At 49.1% G+C, this 18,511-nt stretch carries 15 protein-coding genes and 2 pseudogenes; all 17 read right to left on the bottom strand.

The genetic code is table 11. The features are described from left to right. Positions 1-157 precede the first annotated feature (157 nt). A complete protein-coding gene (locus ACTWJ7_RS13525) occupies positions 158-409 on the bottom strand; it encodes a hypothetical protein (protein WP_024631109.1) in 252 nt (83 codons plus the stop codon). A gap of 2 nt (positions 410-411) precedes the next feature. After that, positions 412-1,071, bottom strand: a complete 660-nt coding sequence (gene rpe, locus ACTWJ7_RS13520) for a ribulose-phosphate 3-epimerase (RefSeq protein WP_053784310.1) — start codon at positions 1,069-1,071, stop codon at positions 412-414. A gap of 1 nt (position 1,072) precedes the next feature. Further along, positions 1,073-1,990, bottom strand: a complete 918-nt coding sequence (rsgA, locus tag ACTWJ7_RS13515; protein ID WP_079349540.1) for a ribosome small subunit-dependent GTPase A — start codon at positions 1,988-1,990, stop codon at positions 1,073-1,075. Between the two features lie 62 nt (positions 1,991-2,052). Further along, on the bottom strand, positions 2,053-4,263 hold the full coding sequence (gene pknB, locus ACTWJ7_RS13510) for a Stk1 family PASTA domain-containing Ser/Thr kinase (protein ID WP_079349541.1): 2,211 nt from the start codon (positions 4,261-4,263) through the stop codon (positions 2,053-2,055). Next, on the bottom strand, positions 4,260-5,036 hold the full coding sequence (locus ACTWJ7_RS13505) for a Stp1/IreP family PP2C-type Ser/Thr phosphatase (RefSeq protein ID WP_024631113.1): 777 nt from the start codon (positions 5,034-5,036) through the stop codon (positions 4,260-4,262). Before ACTWJ7_RS13505 ends, pknB begins: the two co-directional genes overlap by 4 nt. Before the next feature lie 7 nt (positions 5,037-5,043). Further along, positions 5,044-6,084, bottom strand: coding sequence for a 23S rRNA (adenine(2503)-C(2))-methyltransferase RlmN (rlmN, locus tag ACTWJ7_RS13500; RefSeq protein ID WP_079349770.1), 1,041 nt, complete (start codon positions 6,082-6,084; stop codon positions 5,044-5,046). A gap of 254 nt (positions 6,085-6,338) precedes the next feature. Continuing rightward, positions 6,339-7,859 carry a 16S rRNA (cytosine(967)-C(5))-methyltransferase RsmB gene (rsmB, locus tag ACTWJ7_RS13495; RefSeq protein WP_079349542.1) on the bottom strand — a complete coding sequence of 507 codons (1,521 nt, stop codon included), beginning with the start codon at positions 7,857-7,859 and terminating at the stop codon, positions 6,339-6,341. Then, positions 7,856-8,807 (bottom strand): annotated as a pseudogene (fmt, locus tag ACTWJ7_RS13490) (methionyl-tRNA formyltransferase). Before fmt ends, rsmB begins: the two are co-directional and overlap by 4 nt. 12 nt (positions 8,808-8,819) lie before the next feature. Continuing rightward, positions 8,820-9,308: a peptide deformylase gene (gene def / locus ACTWJ7_RS13485; RefSeq protein ID WP_024631117.1), complete on the bottom strand. Its 489-nt coding sequence runs from the start codon at positions 9,306-9,308 to the stop codon at positions 8,820-8,822. Positions 9,309-9,491: 183 nt separating this feature from the next. Further along, positions 9,492-12,039, bottom strand: a pseudogene (gene priA, locus ACTWJ7_RS13480) (primosomal protein N'). Between the two features lies 1 nt (position 12,040). Beyond that, positions 12,041-13,276 (bottom strand): bifunctional phosphopantothenoylcysteine decarboxylase/phosphopantothenate--cysteine ligase CoaBC, encoded by a 1,236-nt coding sequence (gene coaBC / locus ACTWJ7_RS13475; RefSeq protein WP_301877756.1) that lies wholly within the window; start codon positions 13,274-13,276, stop codon positions 12,041-12,043. Positions 13,277-13,395: 119 nt separating this feature from the next. Next, positions 13,396-13,611, bottom strand: a complete 216-nt coding sequence (rpoZ, locus tag ACTWJ7_RS13470; protein ID WP_024631120.1) for a DNA-directed RNA polymerase subunit omega — start codon at positions 13,609-13,611, stop codon at positions 13,396-13,398. A 156-nt stretch (positions 13,612-13,767) separates the two neighbouring features. Continuing rightward, positions 13,768-14,340: a guanylate kinase gene (gene gmk / locus ACTWJ7_RS13465; protein ID WP_024631121.1), complete on the bottom strand. Its 573-nt coding sequence runs from the start codon at positions 14,338-14,340 to the stop codon at positions 13,768-13,770. Between the two features lie 13 nt (positions 14,341-14,353). Beyond that, positions 14,354-14,614, bottom strand: a complete 261-nt coding sequence (gene remA, locus ACTWJ7_RS13460) for an extracellular matrix/biofilm regulator RemA (protein WP_006209218.1) — start codon at positions 14,612-14,614, stop codon at positions 14,354-14,356. Between the two features lie 50 nt (positions 14,615-14,664). Further along, on the bottom strand, positions 14,665-15,564 hold the full coding sequence (locus ACTWJ7_RS13455) for a YicC/YloC family endoribonuclease (RefSeq protein WP_301244138.1): 900 nt from the start codon (positions 15,562-15,564) through the stop codon (positions 14,665-14,667). Between the two features lie 19 nt (positions 15,565-15,583). Continuing rightward, positions 15,584-17,473: a bifunctional homocysteine S-methyltransferase/methylenetetrahydrofolate reductase gene (locus ACTWJ7_RS13450; RefSeq protein WP_079349545.1), complete on the bottom strand. Its 1,890-nt coding sequence runs from the start codon at positions 17,471-17,473 to the stop codon at positions 15,584-15,586. Between the two features lie 175 nt (positions 17,474-17,648). Then, on the bottom strand, positions 17,649-18,482 hold the full coding sequence (dapF, locus tag ACTWJ7_RS13445) for a diaminopimelate epimerase (protein WP_079349772.1): 834 nt from the start codon (positions 18,480-18,482) through the stop codon (positions 17,649-17,651). Between the last annotated feature and the right edge of the window lie 29 nt (positions 18,483-18,511).

Raw genomic sequence — 18,511 nt, 5'->3', positions numbered from 1 at the left:
CCCCATCATGCTCATGCATCCGCCGTATCTTATGCTCCAGGCCTTCTTTACGTTAAACACGACAAAAAAGGCTACATGAGAAACCTGCTCATGTAACCATATTTATGCGGAACCCTCTGTCCCTATTCCACAATGACGAGCCCGTTTATCAGGTCATTTAGGTTTGGGTAGGGATATATTGATAGACAGCAATCATGAATACACTCAATAAGTAATACAGTATGCTGAATATCACAAAAGTAACCCGAAGTCCTGTACGGTCAAATTTGCGGAAGTACATAATGACAACACCAACCCCGATCAATGACGTAATCGCATTATAAGGGGATTGAATAACCGCAAACATAGCCAGCACCAGTCCCGTAACGAGACTCGCAGCCATTGTCCACAGCGTCTCCTTGAGGTTCATGCTTAGCCTCCGTAGCTACTGCGAATTTCTGCAATCGCAGCAGCCCGGTCCTCACGTCCAAATACAGCACTTCCCGCAACAAGCACATCCGCTCCCGCTTCCACCACAAGTGGAGCCGTGTCGGCAGCAATACCGCCGTCCACTTCAATATGCACATCATGACGTCCTTTTTCGTTCAGCCAGCTGCGAATTTGCTTGATTTTGTTCATGGTGCCGGAGATGAAAGCCTGTCCACCAAAACCTGGATTTACGGTCATGACAAGCACCATATCCACATCGTCCAGCACTTCCTGAATAGCACTCGCCGGAGTCCCCGGATTAAGGGCAACCCCTGCTTTGACTCCCTGCTCCTTGATCAGATGAATAACCCGGTGCAGATGCACACAAGCCTCGGCATGAACCGTAATGACGGCAGCACCAGCTTTCGCGAATTCCTCGACATAACGCTCCGGATTCTCAATCATCAAATGAACATCAAGCGGCAAGCTTGTATGTGGAGCGATCGCTTTTACAATCGCAGGTCCAAGCGTAATATTAGGGACGAAATGACCGTCCATGACATCAACATGTATCCAGTCTCCGCCAGCAGCTTGGGCTTCCGCCACTTCCGCGCCGAGACGGGCAAAATCCGCAGATAAAATAGATGGGGCAATTTTAATCATGTTAGTACCTCCGCTTCTTGTCTTTCATTTCTGTAAGGAATTGTTCGTAATGGTGATAACGGCTTTCGGAGATCATTCCCTCCGCTTTGGCTGCAAGCACTCGGCAACCTGGTTCGTGCGTATGCGTACAGCCTCGAAACTTACACTGGTCCGCATATTGAGCGAACTCCCGGAAACAAGTGGATAGCTCCTCCACACCAATCTCCAGAAAGTCCAGTTGGCTGAATCCCGGCGTATCGGCGACAAAGCCACCATTATCCAGGGGGATGAGCTCCACGTGCCTGGTGGTGTGTTTCCCTCGGCCTAGACGCATACTGATTGCACTGGTCTCCAGCGTCAGGCCTGGCATCAGGGCGTTTAGCATGGAAGATTTACCTACACCGGATTGCCCGGAGAATACGCTAATCTTGCCGGCAAGACGCTTCTTGAGTTGTTCATTGCCTTCACCGGTTCGTGAACTGGTCGAGATAACTTCATATCCGATCTGCTCGTATAATGCCTTTACTTCAGCTACTGTATCACGTGCATCTTTTTCCGGATCAGCCAGGTCCTGCTTGGTGAGCACAATCAGTGCATCCAGTCCGGCTTGCTCGATATGTACCAGAAATTTGTCCAACAGATTGAGATTCATGTCCGGTTCCTTCACGGAAAATAACAGAACAGCCAGACTTACATTGGCTACCGGGGGACGAATCAACTCCGTCTCACGTTTTCGAATCTCATCTACTGTTCCTTCCCCGTTCTCTGTCAGCATGTAGCTGACACGGTCACCCACAAGCGGTGAGGTACCCCGTTTTCTGAATATGCCTCTGGCCCGGCATTGAACGGCGGAGCCTTCAACCGAAGGCACCCCGCTGTCTTCCACTGGCATGACATAATAGTAACCGCTTAGCGCTTTAACGATGATACCTTCTGGCATAGCTCCGTCGCCCTCCTTTAATTTACAGTACACGCACCCTGAACCTCAGCAATAAGCCGTCCTTACGGACGGCTCGATGCGTTAACGACTTCCTTTTTCTTGCTATCCTTGCCTTTGCCTTTGGAGGGACCCTCTTCCTTATTCATAGCCGAAGTATCTCCCTCTTCGTTGTCCACTTCACCATCCACAGGTGTATCAGGCTCACCCTCCTGGTTAGGATCAACCGTTTCTTCGTCAACTTTGCCTGGATCGGTTTCATCAGGCGGTGGCTGCTGAGCACCCTTCTCAGGCTCGATGGTAGGCACAACAACCGTTCCATTTTTGGCCTCGCTGTAGGAAACCAAATACGTATCCAGGAATTGATCATCCCGATAGACCGAAACCACACCATCCACATTTGGAGCCAAAATAAGCGGAATGGTCAGCAATTGGGCAGACTTGATGGTCCGTGTTCCCCATTCTTGATTCTTTCCACGAGCATCCTCGAAAGTAATTCGAATTTTGCTGCTTTTTCCTTCTTCTTTTGGTGAAACGTTGATGTTATAGTCGTAGTTCAGTGCCTCTGGCGGATATCCTGTACTGATAAATATGGTGATTTTATCACCCGGATTCACATCTGTGCCGGCTTCTACAGGCCATTGCTGCGTAACTCTTCCCTTTTCAAACGTATAGCTGGATTCTTCCTGTACCTGAGCAAGCACCAGCCCGGCAGACCTGATCAATTCCTCAGCTTGGCTGCGGGTCTTATTTTTCAGATCAGGCATTTTGACGGTTTTAGCGCCTTTGCTAACAGTCAAAACAATTTCAGTCTCTTTAGGATCGAATTCTACATCGACTCCAGGAGTTTGGGAGATCACGTTCCCGGATGCAATGTCATTCGAGAAATCATCCTTCCGTTTGATCTGATCCTCATTGATACCAAGAGCGATCAACTTCTTGACAGCCTCATCATAGGTATTGCCTTCAACGCTGATCATTTTGGTCAGTTCTTTTTCCGCCCCAACACTCAGCTGGACCTCAGAGCCTTCTTTGACGATATCGCCTTCATCCCTGCTCTGATCGAATACAATACCCGGCTCAATGCCTTCCTTGTACTCCCGGATGACATTATCACTGACAACAAGCCCGCTGTCCTGCAGCATCTGACGAGCCTTTTCTTCGGTCTGACTCACAACATTGGGCACCTTCACATCAGGCACAACAAGCATGCCTTTCACGTACCATACAACTCCAACCATCGCGATGAGAATAAGCACCGTCAACGAGATCAGCAGCGCTGGCTTCTTCCAATTCTTTGTTTTGGGTTTGCCCTTGTTGTGATCATCGTCAGACTCTATCACGGGTGCAGCACCTGTAGATGTGACCCCACGCGGCTCCGGCTTGATCGCCGGCATGACACGTGTCTGATCGATATCATCCTCATCCGGAAAATCAATCTTCGTTTCATTACGTCTTTCCGGCATCAGGCAGGTTTCCAGATCTGTCTGCATTTCTTTCGCAGATTGGTAACGCTCCTGCGGATTTTTGCGCATGGATTTCAGAATAACGTTCTCCACGCTTTGCGGAATCAGCGGATTGAATTTACGCGGTTCATCAAACTCTTCCTGTAAATGCTTCAAAGCAACGCTGATCGGACTTTCTCCCAGGAACGGAAGCTGCCCAGTTAGCATTTGATAGAGTACAATACCTAGAGAATATAAGTCCGACTTCTCGCCAGTCACGATGCCTTTGGCATGCTCAGGTGAGAAGTAATGAACGGAACCGACTACCGAGCCGGTCTGTGTAATCGTTGTGGACGTAACCGCACGAGCTATCCCGAAATCTGTTACTTTCACACGACCATTACGGCCAATCAATATATTATGGGGTTTGATATCCCGATGAATGATCTGATTATGATGTGCATGATCGAGAGCATCTGCAATCTGGGAGGCGATTCGAACCGCTTCGTCCACCTGCAAAGGCGCCCGTTCTTTAATAATTTCATTCAGGTTTTTGCCTTCGACATACTCCATAACAATGTAGTGAACTTCATCTTCCTGACCCACATCATAGATACTGACCACGTTAGGGTGAGACAGCGATGCTGCGGATTGTGCTTCCCTGCGGAAACGGCGAATAAATTCTTCGTCGTGGACAAATTGCTGTCTTAACACTTTGATGGCAACATTCCGGTTGAGCAACAGATCCTGGGCCTTATACACAAGAGCCATGCCGCCGCCGCCGACACGCTCGATCACTTCATAGCGTCCGCCTAGCTGGTGCCCAATCATGACTCACACCCCGTTTCCGATATCACGGAACCTTCCTTTTGCAGTTCAAACAAAGCTATCGTGATATTGTCATCTCCACCCGCAAGCAAAGCCAGCTGAAGTAAGCGATCAGCCCGATCTTCCAACGCCAGTTCCAGATTACCTGCGACCTGAATGATCTGCTCATTGCTGACCAGATTACTAAGCCCGTCGCTGCACAAGAGAAGAACTTCGCCTTCTTCCAGCTTGACGGTATCCAGATCCACCTTCACTTCAGCATCTGTCCCAAGTGCACGTGTGAGCACATTGCGACGCGGATGATGAGAGACATCTTCTTTGCTGATCTGACCATTTTTGAACAATTCATTCACCAGTGTATGGTCCTCGGTCAACTGGATCACATGTTTATTTGCAATTTTGTATGCCCTGCTGTCACCGATGTGACCAATAACGCCTTCCGTATCATTCAGCAATGCCGCAACTACGGTGGTCCCCATGTTATGGTAATTATCATCCGTAGACGCCGTGCGGAAGATCACTTCGTTGGCATGCAAAATAGCATCGCTCAATGCGGCTGACAAAGACGCATGTGAAAGACCTGGCTCAAGCGTCCCCAGATCCTGCACCAACGTCTCGACCGCCAGACGGCTCGCCGTATCCCCTGCAAGATGACCGCCCATACCATCGGCAACAATACCCAGAATATAACCTGTATCGAGATTTCGAATCCAGGCTGAATCTTCATTCACCGAACGCACCCGTCCGATATGGCTCACATGAACTGTTTTGATCAAAACGTTCTCACCTCAACTCCATATGCTTTGCACGAAGCTGACCGCAAGCGGCAGCAATATCATGTCCCTGTTCACGACGAATGGTTACATTAACACCCTGCTCCGAGAGAATCTTCTGAAAATTGAAAATGTCGCTTCTGGATGTTCTTACGTACTTGCGCTCAGGTACATGGTTGACCGGAATCAGGTTTACGTGGCACAGCATGTTCTTAAGCACGCCTGCCAATTCTGCCGCATGTTCCGGCTGATCATTCACACCGCCGATAAGTGCGTACTCAAACGTAATTCTGCGACCCGTTTTGGCCAAATAATAACGCAAAGACTCCATTACATCTTCGAAAGGAAAACGGCGGTTTACCGGCATCAACTTGGAACGCAAAGCATCATTTGGCGCATGGATGGAAATCGCCAGGTTAATCTGCGTATCTTCATCTGCAAATTTATAGATGTTCGGTACGATTCCACTGGTAGACACGGTGATATGGCGCTGACCGATATTCAGCCCTTTTTCGTGAATCATGATTCGCAGGAACGTCATCGTGGCTTCATAGTTTTCAAAAGGCTCCCCTGAACCCATAATCACGATACTGCTGACCCGCTCACCGCGTTCATCCAGAATTTTTTGGGCTTGCACAACCTGAGCGACAATTTCGCCAGCTGTAAGGTTACGCTTGAGTCCGCCCAGCGTGGAGGCACAGAACGTGCAGCCAATCCGGCATCCAACCTGTGTCGTTACACAGATGCTGTTACCATAGTTGTGTTTCATAATAACTGTTTCGATCGCATGATCATCATGCAAACCAAACAGGAATTTCACTGTTCCATCCTTGGATTCAAATTTCGTAATTTCAGTAAGTGTAACAAATTCAAATTGTTCAGTCAGCTTTTCACGGAGCGCTTTGGACAGGTTCGTCATTTCACTGAAATCATTCACACGTTTCACATAAATCCAGTCGAAGATCTGACCACCGCGAAATGCCGGTTCCCCGTTCTCAATAGCCCATTGTTGCAGCTCCTCCAGGGAATAATCATATATAAAAGGTTTCATTTTGTTGTCAACACCTATTCCTTCTTTTCTTTTCGTTTGGCTTCCTTTTTTTCGTTCCATTCGTCCTATTCTATCACAAAGACCACTTTACATCCATGTATACCCTTGATGCCTTTACTTCATGCATTATAACACCTCAATGCCTGCATCGCACCCTATCATCACTTTTAACTGATCATTAACCCTCAGTCTTATCACAAAGAAATCCGCCGAAGTTCCCCTCGGCGGCTGTCCTTCAGTGCTCTATTAAACTGTTAATCCGCTATCCTTATCAACCTGGCAATGAAAAAACCGTCACTGTGAGCGTACTGTGGCAGAATCTGCACACCACCGTTCACAACCTTCCACTCGGCTGTTTCCAGACCAGACCAAGCTGACTCTTCAGCCGCCTTGTATTCCGGATGCCGGTCCAAAAAGTCAGCAACCCTATGCTCGTTCTCCGCAGGCTCGATTGTACACGTGCTATATACCAGAATACCACCTGGCTTTAGTAGTGGTGCAACCCGATCCAGCAGTTCACGCTGCAGATTGGAGATATCCTGAATGTCTTCAGCAGTTTTGGTCCATTTGACATCCGGCTTGCGGCGAATAACACCCAGACCGGAACACGGCGCATCCAGCAGGATGCGGTCAAACGATGCCTCAGGATAACGCTCATCCAGATCAAGGGCATCACCTGTCACCGCATCAATACAGCTGAGTCCGAGACGATCCGCCTGATCCATGATCAACTGACGTTTATGAGCATGTACATCATTGGCAACAATCCGTCCACGGTCCTGCATTTTCTCTGCCATATGGGCTGTCTTGCCACCAGGAGCTGCACAGCAATCCAGTACCGTCTCACCTTCCTCAGGCCCAACAGCCTCAGCTACAAGCATCGAACTTTCATCCTGTACGGATAACAGGCCATCCCGATACCAGGACGTAAGTGCCATATTACCACCACTGCGAACGAGAATGCCGTCGGGACTAAGCCGGGAAGGTTCCACGATTGCCCCCGTGCTCTCCATCTCTTGCATCATTTTCTCGCGTGTCGTCATTGTCGTGTTCACACGAACACTAACCGCAGGCGGCTCATTATTTGCACGACAGATCGCTTCTGCTTTCTCTTCGCCATATTGACTGATCCAGCGCTCAACCATCCACAGCGGGTGAGAGTGCTCAAGTGAGATACGTTCAGCAGCAGGCAGATGTTCGGGAATTCGCAGTTCATCCCGATTGCGGATCATGTTCCGCAGAACACCGTTCACCATACCGGAGATACCCTGATGTCCCAATTTCTTAGCCAAATTGACAGCTTCACTCACCACGGCGTGTTCCGGAATACGGTCCAGATACAGCATCTGATATACGCTAATGCGCAGCAAGCTGCGAACCCAAGGTTGCAGTTTGGATACACCTTTGGCTACGTATCTTTCCAAAAAATAATCAAGGGTATTCCGACGCGCGATCGTTCCATAGACCAGTTCTGTTGCCAGTCCAGCATCTGCCGGACTAAGCTCGGCTTCCTTCAAACGCCGGTTCAGCTCAAGGTTGCTGTAAGCCCCTTCTTGCTCAACGGCGCTGAGCACCTTCACTGCGAGTGCACGCGCGGAGGTTTTGGGCCGCGGAGTGCGGGAGACACCATTTGCAGCAGACTGGGATGCAGACCTGTTCCCTGCACCACCAGATTTCCCGGAGTTTGGACGACCCTGGTTTCCTCCGCGCCCGGATGTATTTCCTGCGACTTTATGACCTGTTCCTGACGGGCGGCCTGGTGTATTTCCGCTCATTGCAGCACCGTTCCCGGTTTCAGGGTTCCGCCACGTGCAAAGTCAGCAGCTTGCATTACCTTTTTACCCGCAGGCTGAACCTCAGTAAGCCAGAGAGAACCGTCACCTGTGCGAACTTCAATGCCGTTCTTGCCCAATTGTAATACCGTTCCCGGCTCGGCTTGTCCAGCATCCGAAGACGTGAGTAGATCCGCCTGCCCCGGATTTGCTGCTGCCCAGACCTTGAAGACCTGCTCATCCCACATCGTAAATGCACCGAGAACGGTACAAGACCGCGAATTTGATTGAACAATTCACGCGACGTTCGATTCCAGTCCATCTTCTCGTCATCCCGAGTCAGATTGCGAGCATACGAAGCCTCGGCTTCATCCTGAGGGACAGCCGTTGTTTCGCCTGCAACCAGACGCGGCATTTCTTCCTGAAGCAATTTGGAGCCTGCTTCACTAAGCTTTACAAACATGGAGCCTGATGTATCTTCATCCGTAATCGCCACTTCCACACGTGAGATCATATCCCCGTATCCAGGCCTTCCGCCATAAACATCAGCGTAACTCCCGTCACCGACTCTCCATTAATGATGGAACGTTGAATCGGGGCGCCACCGCGATATTTGGGCAAAAGAGAACCATGCACGTTCACACAACCACGAACGGGCATATCCAGCACAGCTTTGGGCAGAATCTGCCCAAAAGCCGCAGTCACAATCAGATCCGGTTTCCATTCAGCCAATCGGGCTACAGCTTCTGGAGCACGCAGTTTTACAGGTTGAAATACAGGCAGGCCGTGGCGTTCTGCCGCAGCCTTGACTGGTGTTGGTGTAAGCACCTTTTTGCGGCCCTGTGGTTTATCCGGCTGAGTCACGACACCAACCACGTTATATCCCTCGGCGATAAGCATGTCGAGAGACGGAACTGCAAATTCAGGCGTTCCCATAAAAACAATATTCAAATCAATCACTCCTTAGTTACGACGCGGCCCGGTTTGATCGGCTGCAATTTCGTACACCTTTTCAGCAATATCCGTAAAGAGTACGCCATCCAAATGATCAATTTCATGCTGGAACGCACGAGACAACAAGCCACTTCCCGTAATAATCAGTTCTTTGCCTTCACGATCCAGTCCCTTTACGGTAACCGTCTCAAAACGACGCACATCACCGTTAATGCCAGGGATACTCAAGCAGCCTTCGGGTCCAAATTGCTCTCCCTCGCTCGAAATGATCTCCGGATTGATCATCTTGATCAGGCCCTGCTCATCTCCGCAATCAATCACAATGAGGCGCTTCAAAATACCAACCTGTGGTGCAGCAAGACCTACGCCTTCTGCGTCATACATTGTATCTGCCATATCATCCAGCAGCTTCTGAACATTCGGTGTAACTTTAGTTACTTCTTTAGCTCTTTTGTGTAGCACCTCATCCGGTTCTTTCACGATAATACGAATCGACATGTTGTAAGCACCTTCCTAATCCTCATCATAATTTCAGGACATCAGGCTCATTCAAAAACAAGTACTGATTTTCTGCTATGTAGCAGGTATCAAAAACTGATTTTAAAGATCGAGCCATCATTCATGTTGTTTTTAATCTATGTTTATACCGCTTGTTTGCATCCGCATTTTACTACAAAATGCTTACATTAACATTTGCGGGTCTACATCCAGACTAATTTGCAGCTTCTGCGCCTGAACATCGTCGTCCATACGCCGGGCCGTCGCGAGCGCCAGTCCAATGGCGTCGACATCCCCCCGCCATTTTATCATACATTGGAATCGGTATCTATTCTTGATCCGAGGAATGGGCGATGCTACCGGGCCCAACACGTCAAAGGCTTCATTGCTGAAACGATCCAGACTTCCCAGCCAGCCAGCCGCATTCGCCTTTTCTTTCAATATTCGTGTGTAGTTCTCTGCCAGCCGGATCAGTACCGGAAGCTGTTCATGCGAGAACGTCACCAGAATCAGACGACAGTATGGCGGGTACTGCAAATTGCGCCGATGCAATAATTCCTCACGGACAAACGAAACATAGTCATGCTGGCTCGCATGCCCAATCGAATAGTGCTCTGGTGTATAGGACTGCACAAACACCTCGCCAGGCAGTTGATGCCGTCCTGCACGGCCCGCCACCTGAGTGAGCAGCTGAAATGTTTTTTCGGCAGCCCGGAAATCAGGCAAATTGAGTGCCGAGTCCGCTGTTATAACACCAACCAGGGTGACATCCGGAAAATCAAGTCCTTTGGCAACCATCTGGGTCCCCAGCAGAACGTCTGCCTTTTCTCGCGAAACTGCTTCAACAGCTTCTCATGTGACCCTTTTTCGCTCGTTGTATCCACGTCCATCCGAATAACGCGAATACCCGGGAACAACTTGGCCAATTCTTCCTCTACCCGCTGTGTACCCGTACCGAAATATCGAATATGCTCACTGCCGCAATCCGGACACACCTCTGGTGCTGCTTCCGCATATCCACAATAGTGACAACGAAGATTGTTGGAGCGCTGATGATAGGTTAGTGAAATATCACACTCGGGACAGCCTGCAACGTATCCACAACTGCGACACATCACAAAGGTGGAATATCCGCGTCGATTCAGCAGAAGCACCGTCTGTTCCCCACGCTCCAACCGCTCCTCCAGCCCTTTGTGCAAGGCGCGGCTGAACATCGAGCGATTTCCATCCTTCAGTTCTTCCCGCATATCAACAATCCGCACCTCTGGCAGCTTGTTCCCCAGTGCGCGGGTTGGCATCTCCAGCAAAAGTGGTGCAAAATCATCATTACTCTGTGAACGTGCAGCATAGTAACTTTCCAGCGAGGGTGTCGCCGAACCAAGAACAACGACCGCCTGATGCTGCTGTGCTCTTTTTACCGCTACATCACGGGCATGATATTTTGGGGTTTCTTCCTGTTTATATGAAGTCTCATGCTCTTCGTCCATAATGATCAGGCCAAGACGACTGAACGGAGCAAAAACGGCTGACCGGGCACCAATGGCAACCGTCACCTGGCCTTCCCGAATTTTACGCCACTCATCATAACGCTCTCCGCCAGACAGACGACTATGCATCACAGCGACCTGATCGCCAAAGCGTCCTTTGAAACGTTCCACCATCTGCGGTGTCAGTGCAATTTCAGGTACGAGAACAATCGCCTGTCGATCCTGTTCAATACAGCGCTGAATGGTCTGAAGGTAGACTTCCGTCTTGCCGCTGCCTGTTACACCATGAAGCAAAAAGACGCCATGGCGTCTCTCCTGCAATCGACCATTGATATTGTTATACACATGCTGCTGTTCATCGGTCAGATTCAGTGGCTCCGTCGCACGGAACTTACGGCCCTGATAGGGATCACGAAAGACTTCGACGTCCTCCGTTACAACCAACCCTTTCTCCTCCAGCCCTTTGACTGTAGCCGCTGATACCTGAAGTGTAGCCAGCAATTCTTTCATCGCCATGGGCAGCAGTTCTTTCATCTCCAGCAAAAAAGCCAGAACTTCCTTCTGCCGTTGGGCCTTTGCAGGAAACGAATTCAACGCCTCTTCCGCAGCTGCCACATCCACAGCCAGATCAATAGACTTCATCGTTTTTTTATTCAGCTTGTCCTTGATCGCCTGGCTTTCCAGCAGGACACCACTAAGTAACAACTTCTTGATCAGCGCAGCATGATTGGGGTACTTGCGACTCAGTTGTTGTAAGGGAACCTGCCCACGACTCTTCACAAAACGAATAATATCTTGCTGTACTTTCTCTGATGTCGATTCCTCTCCCCACACAAAAAGGACTTCTTCACCTGACTCCGAACCAGCCATTTCTCCGTCAAGGGCATCTCCAAGTGAAATATACCGTTCCGCTTTGCCTTTCAGCGCGGTCGGCACCATCACCTGCAAAGACAAAATGCGGTTACTGGCATAACGCTCACTCATCCATTCGGCCAATTCCACCAAATCTTCAGACAACGGGGAACGATATCCAACAGCTCCTGAATTGGTTTGAGTTTGAAAGACTCCGTACCCGTACGAGGCACCAAATCAATGACAAACCCCTGCACCGTCCGATGACCAAAAGGTACACCTACCCTGCTGCCAATCTCAATCCATTCACGCATGGATTCCGGCACCAGATAATCAAAGGGCCGGTCCGTCTGCTTCACAGGAACATCGACAATAACCTTGGCGATCTCCATATCAATTCCTCCCGGCAATGCGCTCCGCCGCAATTGAAAGCAACCGGCGAGCGACCTCTTCCTTCGCCACCACCTGAAGCTCTTCCACCAATCCTTCACGGTCATATATGTGCACCGCGTTGGTATCTGTTCCAAATCCGACACCCGCCCGGGTGACATCATTGGCTACGATCAGATCACAGTTTTTCCGTTCCAGTTTCTCACGTGCATACATTTCCATTGAATTCGTCTCGGCTGCAAAACCTATCAAAAACTGATGGCTCTTCTGCTTGCCCAATGTTTCAAGAATATCTATATTTTTAACAAGTTCAAGCGATAACGTATCGCCTTTCTTCTTGATTTTCTCCGTGTACACTTCCTTGGGCCGGTAATCCGCAACAGCTGCCGCCTTAACAACGATATCTGCATCATCCCATTGGCCCGCTACCGCATCATACATATCCTGTGCTGACTTTACGGGGATTACATGTACATCCGCTGGTGGCTGAACCTGGGTATTTCCCATAACCAAGGTCACATCCGCTCCCAGATCACGCGCAACCGTTGCAATGGCAAAACCCATTTTCCCAGAAGAATCATTGGTAATATATCTCACCGGATCAATGCGTTCAATGGTACCTCCTGCAGTGACCACAACCTTCTTGCCACTTAACAAAGAAAGCTGTTCATTGCGTTCCCGTTTGGCAGACTCCTGCTGTTCAAAAAAACGTTCGACCACATCGACAATCGTTTCCGGCTCTTCCAGACGACCTTTGCCCACATAACCACAAGCCAGCTGTCCTTCACCCGGTTCAATCATCATCGTTCCGCGCTCGGTTAACAGGCACATATTATGCTGTACAGCCGGATGATCATACATATGTACATTCATCGCTGGCGCAATCATCACCGGTGCAGTGGTTGCAAGCAGGGTTGTTGAGAGCATATCATCGGCCATGCCATGTGCCATTTTGGCAATTACATTGGCTGTTGCCGGAGCAACCAAAACAAGATCAGCCATATCGGCCAGATGGATATGCGAGACCACGGAAGGCTCCCGCTCATCAAATGTATCACTATATACTACATTTCGGGTCAAGGTTTGCAGCGTTAATTCGGTAATAAACTGTTTGGCGGAATTCGTCATAATGACATGAACGTCCGCTCCTTTTTGCACCAGCCTGCTGCATAATGTAGCCGCCTTGTATGCGGCTATGCCGCCAGTCACACCAAGCACGATTTTTTTACCGTTCAACATGGTTATCCCCCGATATATACGACGTTAAAAAGGATGAATAAAGAAAAAAATAACAACCTCGCGGTTGTCAAATAAATCCGGCTTACGCCGTATGCAGTTGAAGAGCAGCCGCAGGCGGCTTACTCTTCTTCCTCTTCGTCCTGTCCTTTGATGACAACGAGTAGATCACCATAAATTTCTTCAAGTGCAACGCCAACCTGTTTATGGGATCTGGCATTTCTCAAATCCGTTTTCTCACCTTCACGAAGCTGTCTGGCCCGGCGGGAAGCGGCAACAACAAGAGAATACTTGCTGTCGACTTTGTTCATCATTTCATCAATAGAAGGATACAGCATATTTACAAAACACCTCTTTGCATTAGTATAATCACAATTGCCCGCCTGACGGAATCATGGTGCTCCGCTGGTTAGCTAATCAGATTGGAGCTGCTCTACCTATATATCCTATGTCAGCAGCTCCACTGATTATCGCATTTTGCGGCGGCAAATGGATTATTTATTGATCTTACAATGTTCGGCGATAATGATGCTTTCTATTCGTTTACACGCCAAATCAATTTCATCATTAACGACAGCGTAATCATACTGCTCCAGCAGACTGATCTCATCTACCGCGACGGACATCCGATGATCAATCGTCGCCTGACTTTCCGTACCACGGCCCTGAATGCGATCTTTAAGCTCGTCCAATGAAGGAGGCAACAGAAATACAAAGATCCCCTCCGGGAACTTTTCTTTCACTTTTAACGCGCCTTGAACTTCAATCTCAAGAATGATGTCACGGCCTTCGTTAATCGTTTTCTCCACAAAATCACGCGGTGTTCCGTAATAGTTCCCTACATATTCTGCGTGTTCCAGCAATTGATCTTCAGCAATCATGTTCAGGAATTCTTCATGGCTTCTGAAGAAATAATTGACGCCATGTTCCTCACCCAGACGAGGCTGACGAGTCGTTGCCGATACAGAATAAATCAATTCCGGCACCCGTTTGCGCAAAGCGCTGCATACTGTACCCTTCCCGACCCCAGATGGGCCGGACAACACTACCAGTAATCCCTTAGACATATTACACTCCATTTTATTCGTCGTTGTCATCATCTTTCGAAGAAAGACGATGGGCGACCGTTTCTGGCTGAACCGCAGACAGAATGACATGATCGCTATCCGTAATAATAACGGCACGAGTACGTCTTCCGTACGTTGCGTCTATCAGCATATGACGGTCTCTTGCCTCTTGTATAATCCTCTTGATCGGCGCAGATTCCGGACTCACGATGGATATAATCCGGTTCGCCGATACGATGTTACCGAATCCAATGTTAATGAGTTTGATTGCCATAATCAGGTTCTTCCCCCTATACATGCGACTCTTTGCCGAAATATGACCGTTCATTCGATATTCGCCGCTTGCTCACGAATTTTCTCCAGTTCCGCCTTCATCTCGACAACACGGTTCACCAGAGCCAAATGGTTGGCTTTTGATCCAATCGTATTAACTTCCCTATTCATTTCCTGAATAAGAAAGTCCAACTTGCGGCCTACCGGCTCATCACTTTTCAGCAGTTCCCTGCTCTGTCCAAAGTGACTCAGTAGACGCGTAAGCTCTTCCTCTATGTTAGAACGATCGGCAAACATAGCAATTTCCATACCCAATTTATGCTCGTCAAAAGGGAAAGAGCCTTCTTCCTGCATTTCCGTAAGTCGTTGTCTTAACTTGTTGCGATGATCACTCACCACAGTCGGCGCAAGATCAAGCATCTCGGTATGCAGTGATTCCAGACGACTGATTCGTCGTTCCAGATCACTGGCCAGATGAAGACCCTCGCGGGCGCGCATCTGTTCCAGACCGGACAAAGCCTCTTCCAACCCCTGCTGCAGGACACGCTCCCATTCGTCCTTCTGCTCTTCCGGAAGCGAACTCGTCCCATCCGAATGAACCATGACCTCTGGAAGTGCCAGCATATCCATAATGCTCGGTTTGCCCTGCATACCATAGCGGCTCTCCAATTGCTCTGCGGCCTGAAGATAGGCCCTGACCGCCTGCTCATTCAGAACAGCGGGAAGAGCCTGGTCTTCATCTTTTTCTTTCATTACATAAACATCAATCCGCCCACGTTTCAATCGGCTCTGTACCTTTTTCCTCAATCCATCTTCATAACACGTCCACTCTCTCGGGAGACGCATCATCACTTCGCAATAACGATGATTGACAGACTTGATTTCCAATTGTACCTTATAGCCTCCAAAATGAAAGGCGGATTGACCGTATCCGGTCATACTGAATGACATCGGCATCACATCCGTTACACTATTGTAATTGATTATTAGGGTTGAAACAAGTAGGACATTCATGCTCCGACTTCTCCCACACATATTGGGTCAGTTCGGCCGTCATACTATAGAACATAAATGGAGTCATGAGATAGATTCCTTTAAAGTGCGCTGTGGCTACATCCAGAAGCTCCTTGGCGATCTTCACACCCATGGCCCGACCTTCTTCACCTTCGAGACCGGCCATCCGGGAGCGCACTTCATCCGACAGCTGAATACCCGGAACCTCATTATGCAGATATTCTGCATTTCGGCCACTGGCTAGCGGCATCACTCCTACAAAGATCGGCACATCCAGATGCTTGGTCGCTTCATGCATGGCTACGATTAGTTCGGGATCGTATATCGGCTGCGTCATAATATAATCGGCTCCGGAAGCCATCTTTTTCTCAAGCCGCTGTACGGCCTTATCCAGATGTTTCACATTCGGGTTAAATGCGGCACCAATAACAAAGCCTGCCTTCTGCTTCAGTGGTTTACCGGAGAAGGACACGCCGTCGTTCAACTGCTTGATCATACGTATAATTTCAAAAGAAGTCAGATCGTATACCGAGCTCGATCCGGGTAAGTCACCAAATCGTGCAGGGTCACCTGTTACAGCGAGTACATGATTAATGCCGAGAGCATCAAACCCCATCATGTGCGACTGTGTCCCGATCAGATTCCGGTCACGACATGCAATATGCACCAGGGGGCGCAATCCAGTGCGATCCTGAACCAGATGGCCGAGAGCCATATTACTCATGCGGGTAACCGCCAGGGAATTATCCGCCAGTGTTAACGCATCTGCACCAGCCGCTTTCAGTGTCTCGGCACCTTTCATAAATTTTGCAATATCGAGATCACGCGGAGGGTCAAGTTCGACGATGACCGTATGGCGTTGTTTGACCAGATCCACAATCGTAGGCTGCCCACCTCGTCCAGACCGTTCATCTACATTCTCATGCAGGATAATACGCGGTTTTGACTCGGATGGATCTGGTTCCAGTATCGGCACAGGTGTGTATTCAACAAGAGCCTTGGCAATGGCCGAGATATGATCAGGCGTCGTACCACAGCATCCTCCAATGATACGCGCACCCAGATCAGCGAATTGCACGGCAGTCTGTCCGAAGTATTCCGGGGACGCTCCATAACGGAACTGACCATCGACGTAGTCCGCTGCACCCGCATTCGGGTATACGGACATCGGGATTCCGATACGGCCTGACACTGTTTCCATCGCGCGCATAATTCCGTTTGGACCGGAACGGCAGTTAAAACCAATAACGTCAGCCCCTTGCTCTCGCATGATACGGAAAGCTTCAGGCATTGTATAACCATCCAGTGTGTGCCCTACATCCTCAACAGCAAACTGTCCAATTACCGGCAGATTACTCAACTTGCGTGCCTGCAGAAGGGCGATATCCATCTCCTCAATATCATAGAAGGTTTCGAGCAGAATGCCGTCCACTCCTTCATCAAGCAGCGCAAAAATTTGTTGTTGGTAGAAACGCTTCAATTCACTCGTTGAAACGTTCGTCCGCTTGCCTCCACGAATGGAACCAACCGCACCCAGAACATAACCGTTCGCACCAGCTACTTCTTTGGCAATGCGCACACCGGCACGGTTAACATCCTCCACCTTGGACTCCAAACCGAACTTGGACAACTTATCGTAATTGGCAGAGTACGTATTCGTTTCATGAATTTCCGTACCCGCATCGCGATAACGACGATGCACATCTGCCACTACTTCAGGTGAAATCAAGTTCAGCTCTTCATAAGAAATCCCTACCGGGAATCCCATCTGATACAGGAATGTTCCCATTGCCCCATCCCCAATGAGGACCCGTTCCTGCATTACACTCCGCAAATCCGCCTTCATCCCTTTTCCCCCGCCTGACTGATCATTTCATACTAATGTAACACAAAAAACATCTGAAAACGAAGAAAAACACAGGTTTTTCGTGAAATCCAGTCTCCATAACCATCTGAACCAGTAGGAATTCTCTTATTAATGCAAAAAAGAGGCCTCAGGCCTCCTCATTTAAACGTCTTCTTTACGAAATGACTCCTTTGAAAACAACTTCAGCAGGCCCAGTCATGTACACGTGATTGTCGGCTTCGCTCCACTCAATATGAAGATCGCCGCCCTTGAGGCTGATCACCGCTGTTCGATCCGTATGTCCATTCAGAACGGAGGATACCAGGGTTGCGCAAGCTCCAGTTCCACAGGCGAGTGTCGGGCCAGCACCGCGTTCCCACACACGCATGTCCACATATCCGCGATCGCGAACCGTTGCGAACTCTACATTGATTTTTTTCGGGAACATGGGATGAACTTCAAGAAGTGGTCCCCATGTCGAGAGATCAAAATTCACAGCATCATCCACATAGATGACTGCGTGAGGATTACCCATGGATACAGCCGTAAATTTGAACTCCTGTCCATTGGCTTCAATGGAATGATCCACCACCGGATTGGCATCGACGGTTGTTGGAACCTGAAGGCCATTCAGGATAGGCTCTCCCATATCCACACGAACGGTTTCCACTTTACCATCTCGAATGTTCAGGCTGACTGGTTGTACACCGGCACCGATGGTTTCAATCGTAATCTGTTCTTGTGTCACATGGCCGTGATCATATACATATTTGGATACACAGCGTATGGCATTACCACATTGCTCTGCTTCCGAACCGTCCGAGTTCATGATGCGCATCTGAAAATCCGCCTTCTCCGAAGGCAGTATATAAACCAGGCCATCCGCACCGATACCGAAAAATCGATTGCACCATTTTATAGCCAATTCTGATGCATCAGCCGGAAGCTGTTTCTCTCCAAACACAACAATAAAATCGTTGCCGAGTCCATGCATTTTTGTAAATTCCATCATCTTGCCCACTCCTTTTGACAGTCTGC

This window comes from Paenibacillus sp. 1A_MP2, from assembly GCF_052244825.1.
GTDB lineage: Bacteria > Bacillota > Bacilli > Paenibacillales > Paenibacillaceae > Paenibacillus > Paenibacillus vandeheii.
Note: the sequence above shows the minus strand (reverse complement) of the source record. Positions and strands in the feature narration are given on the sequence as shown.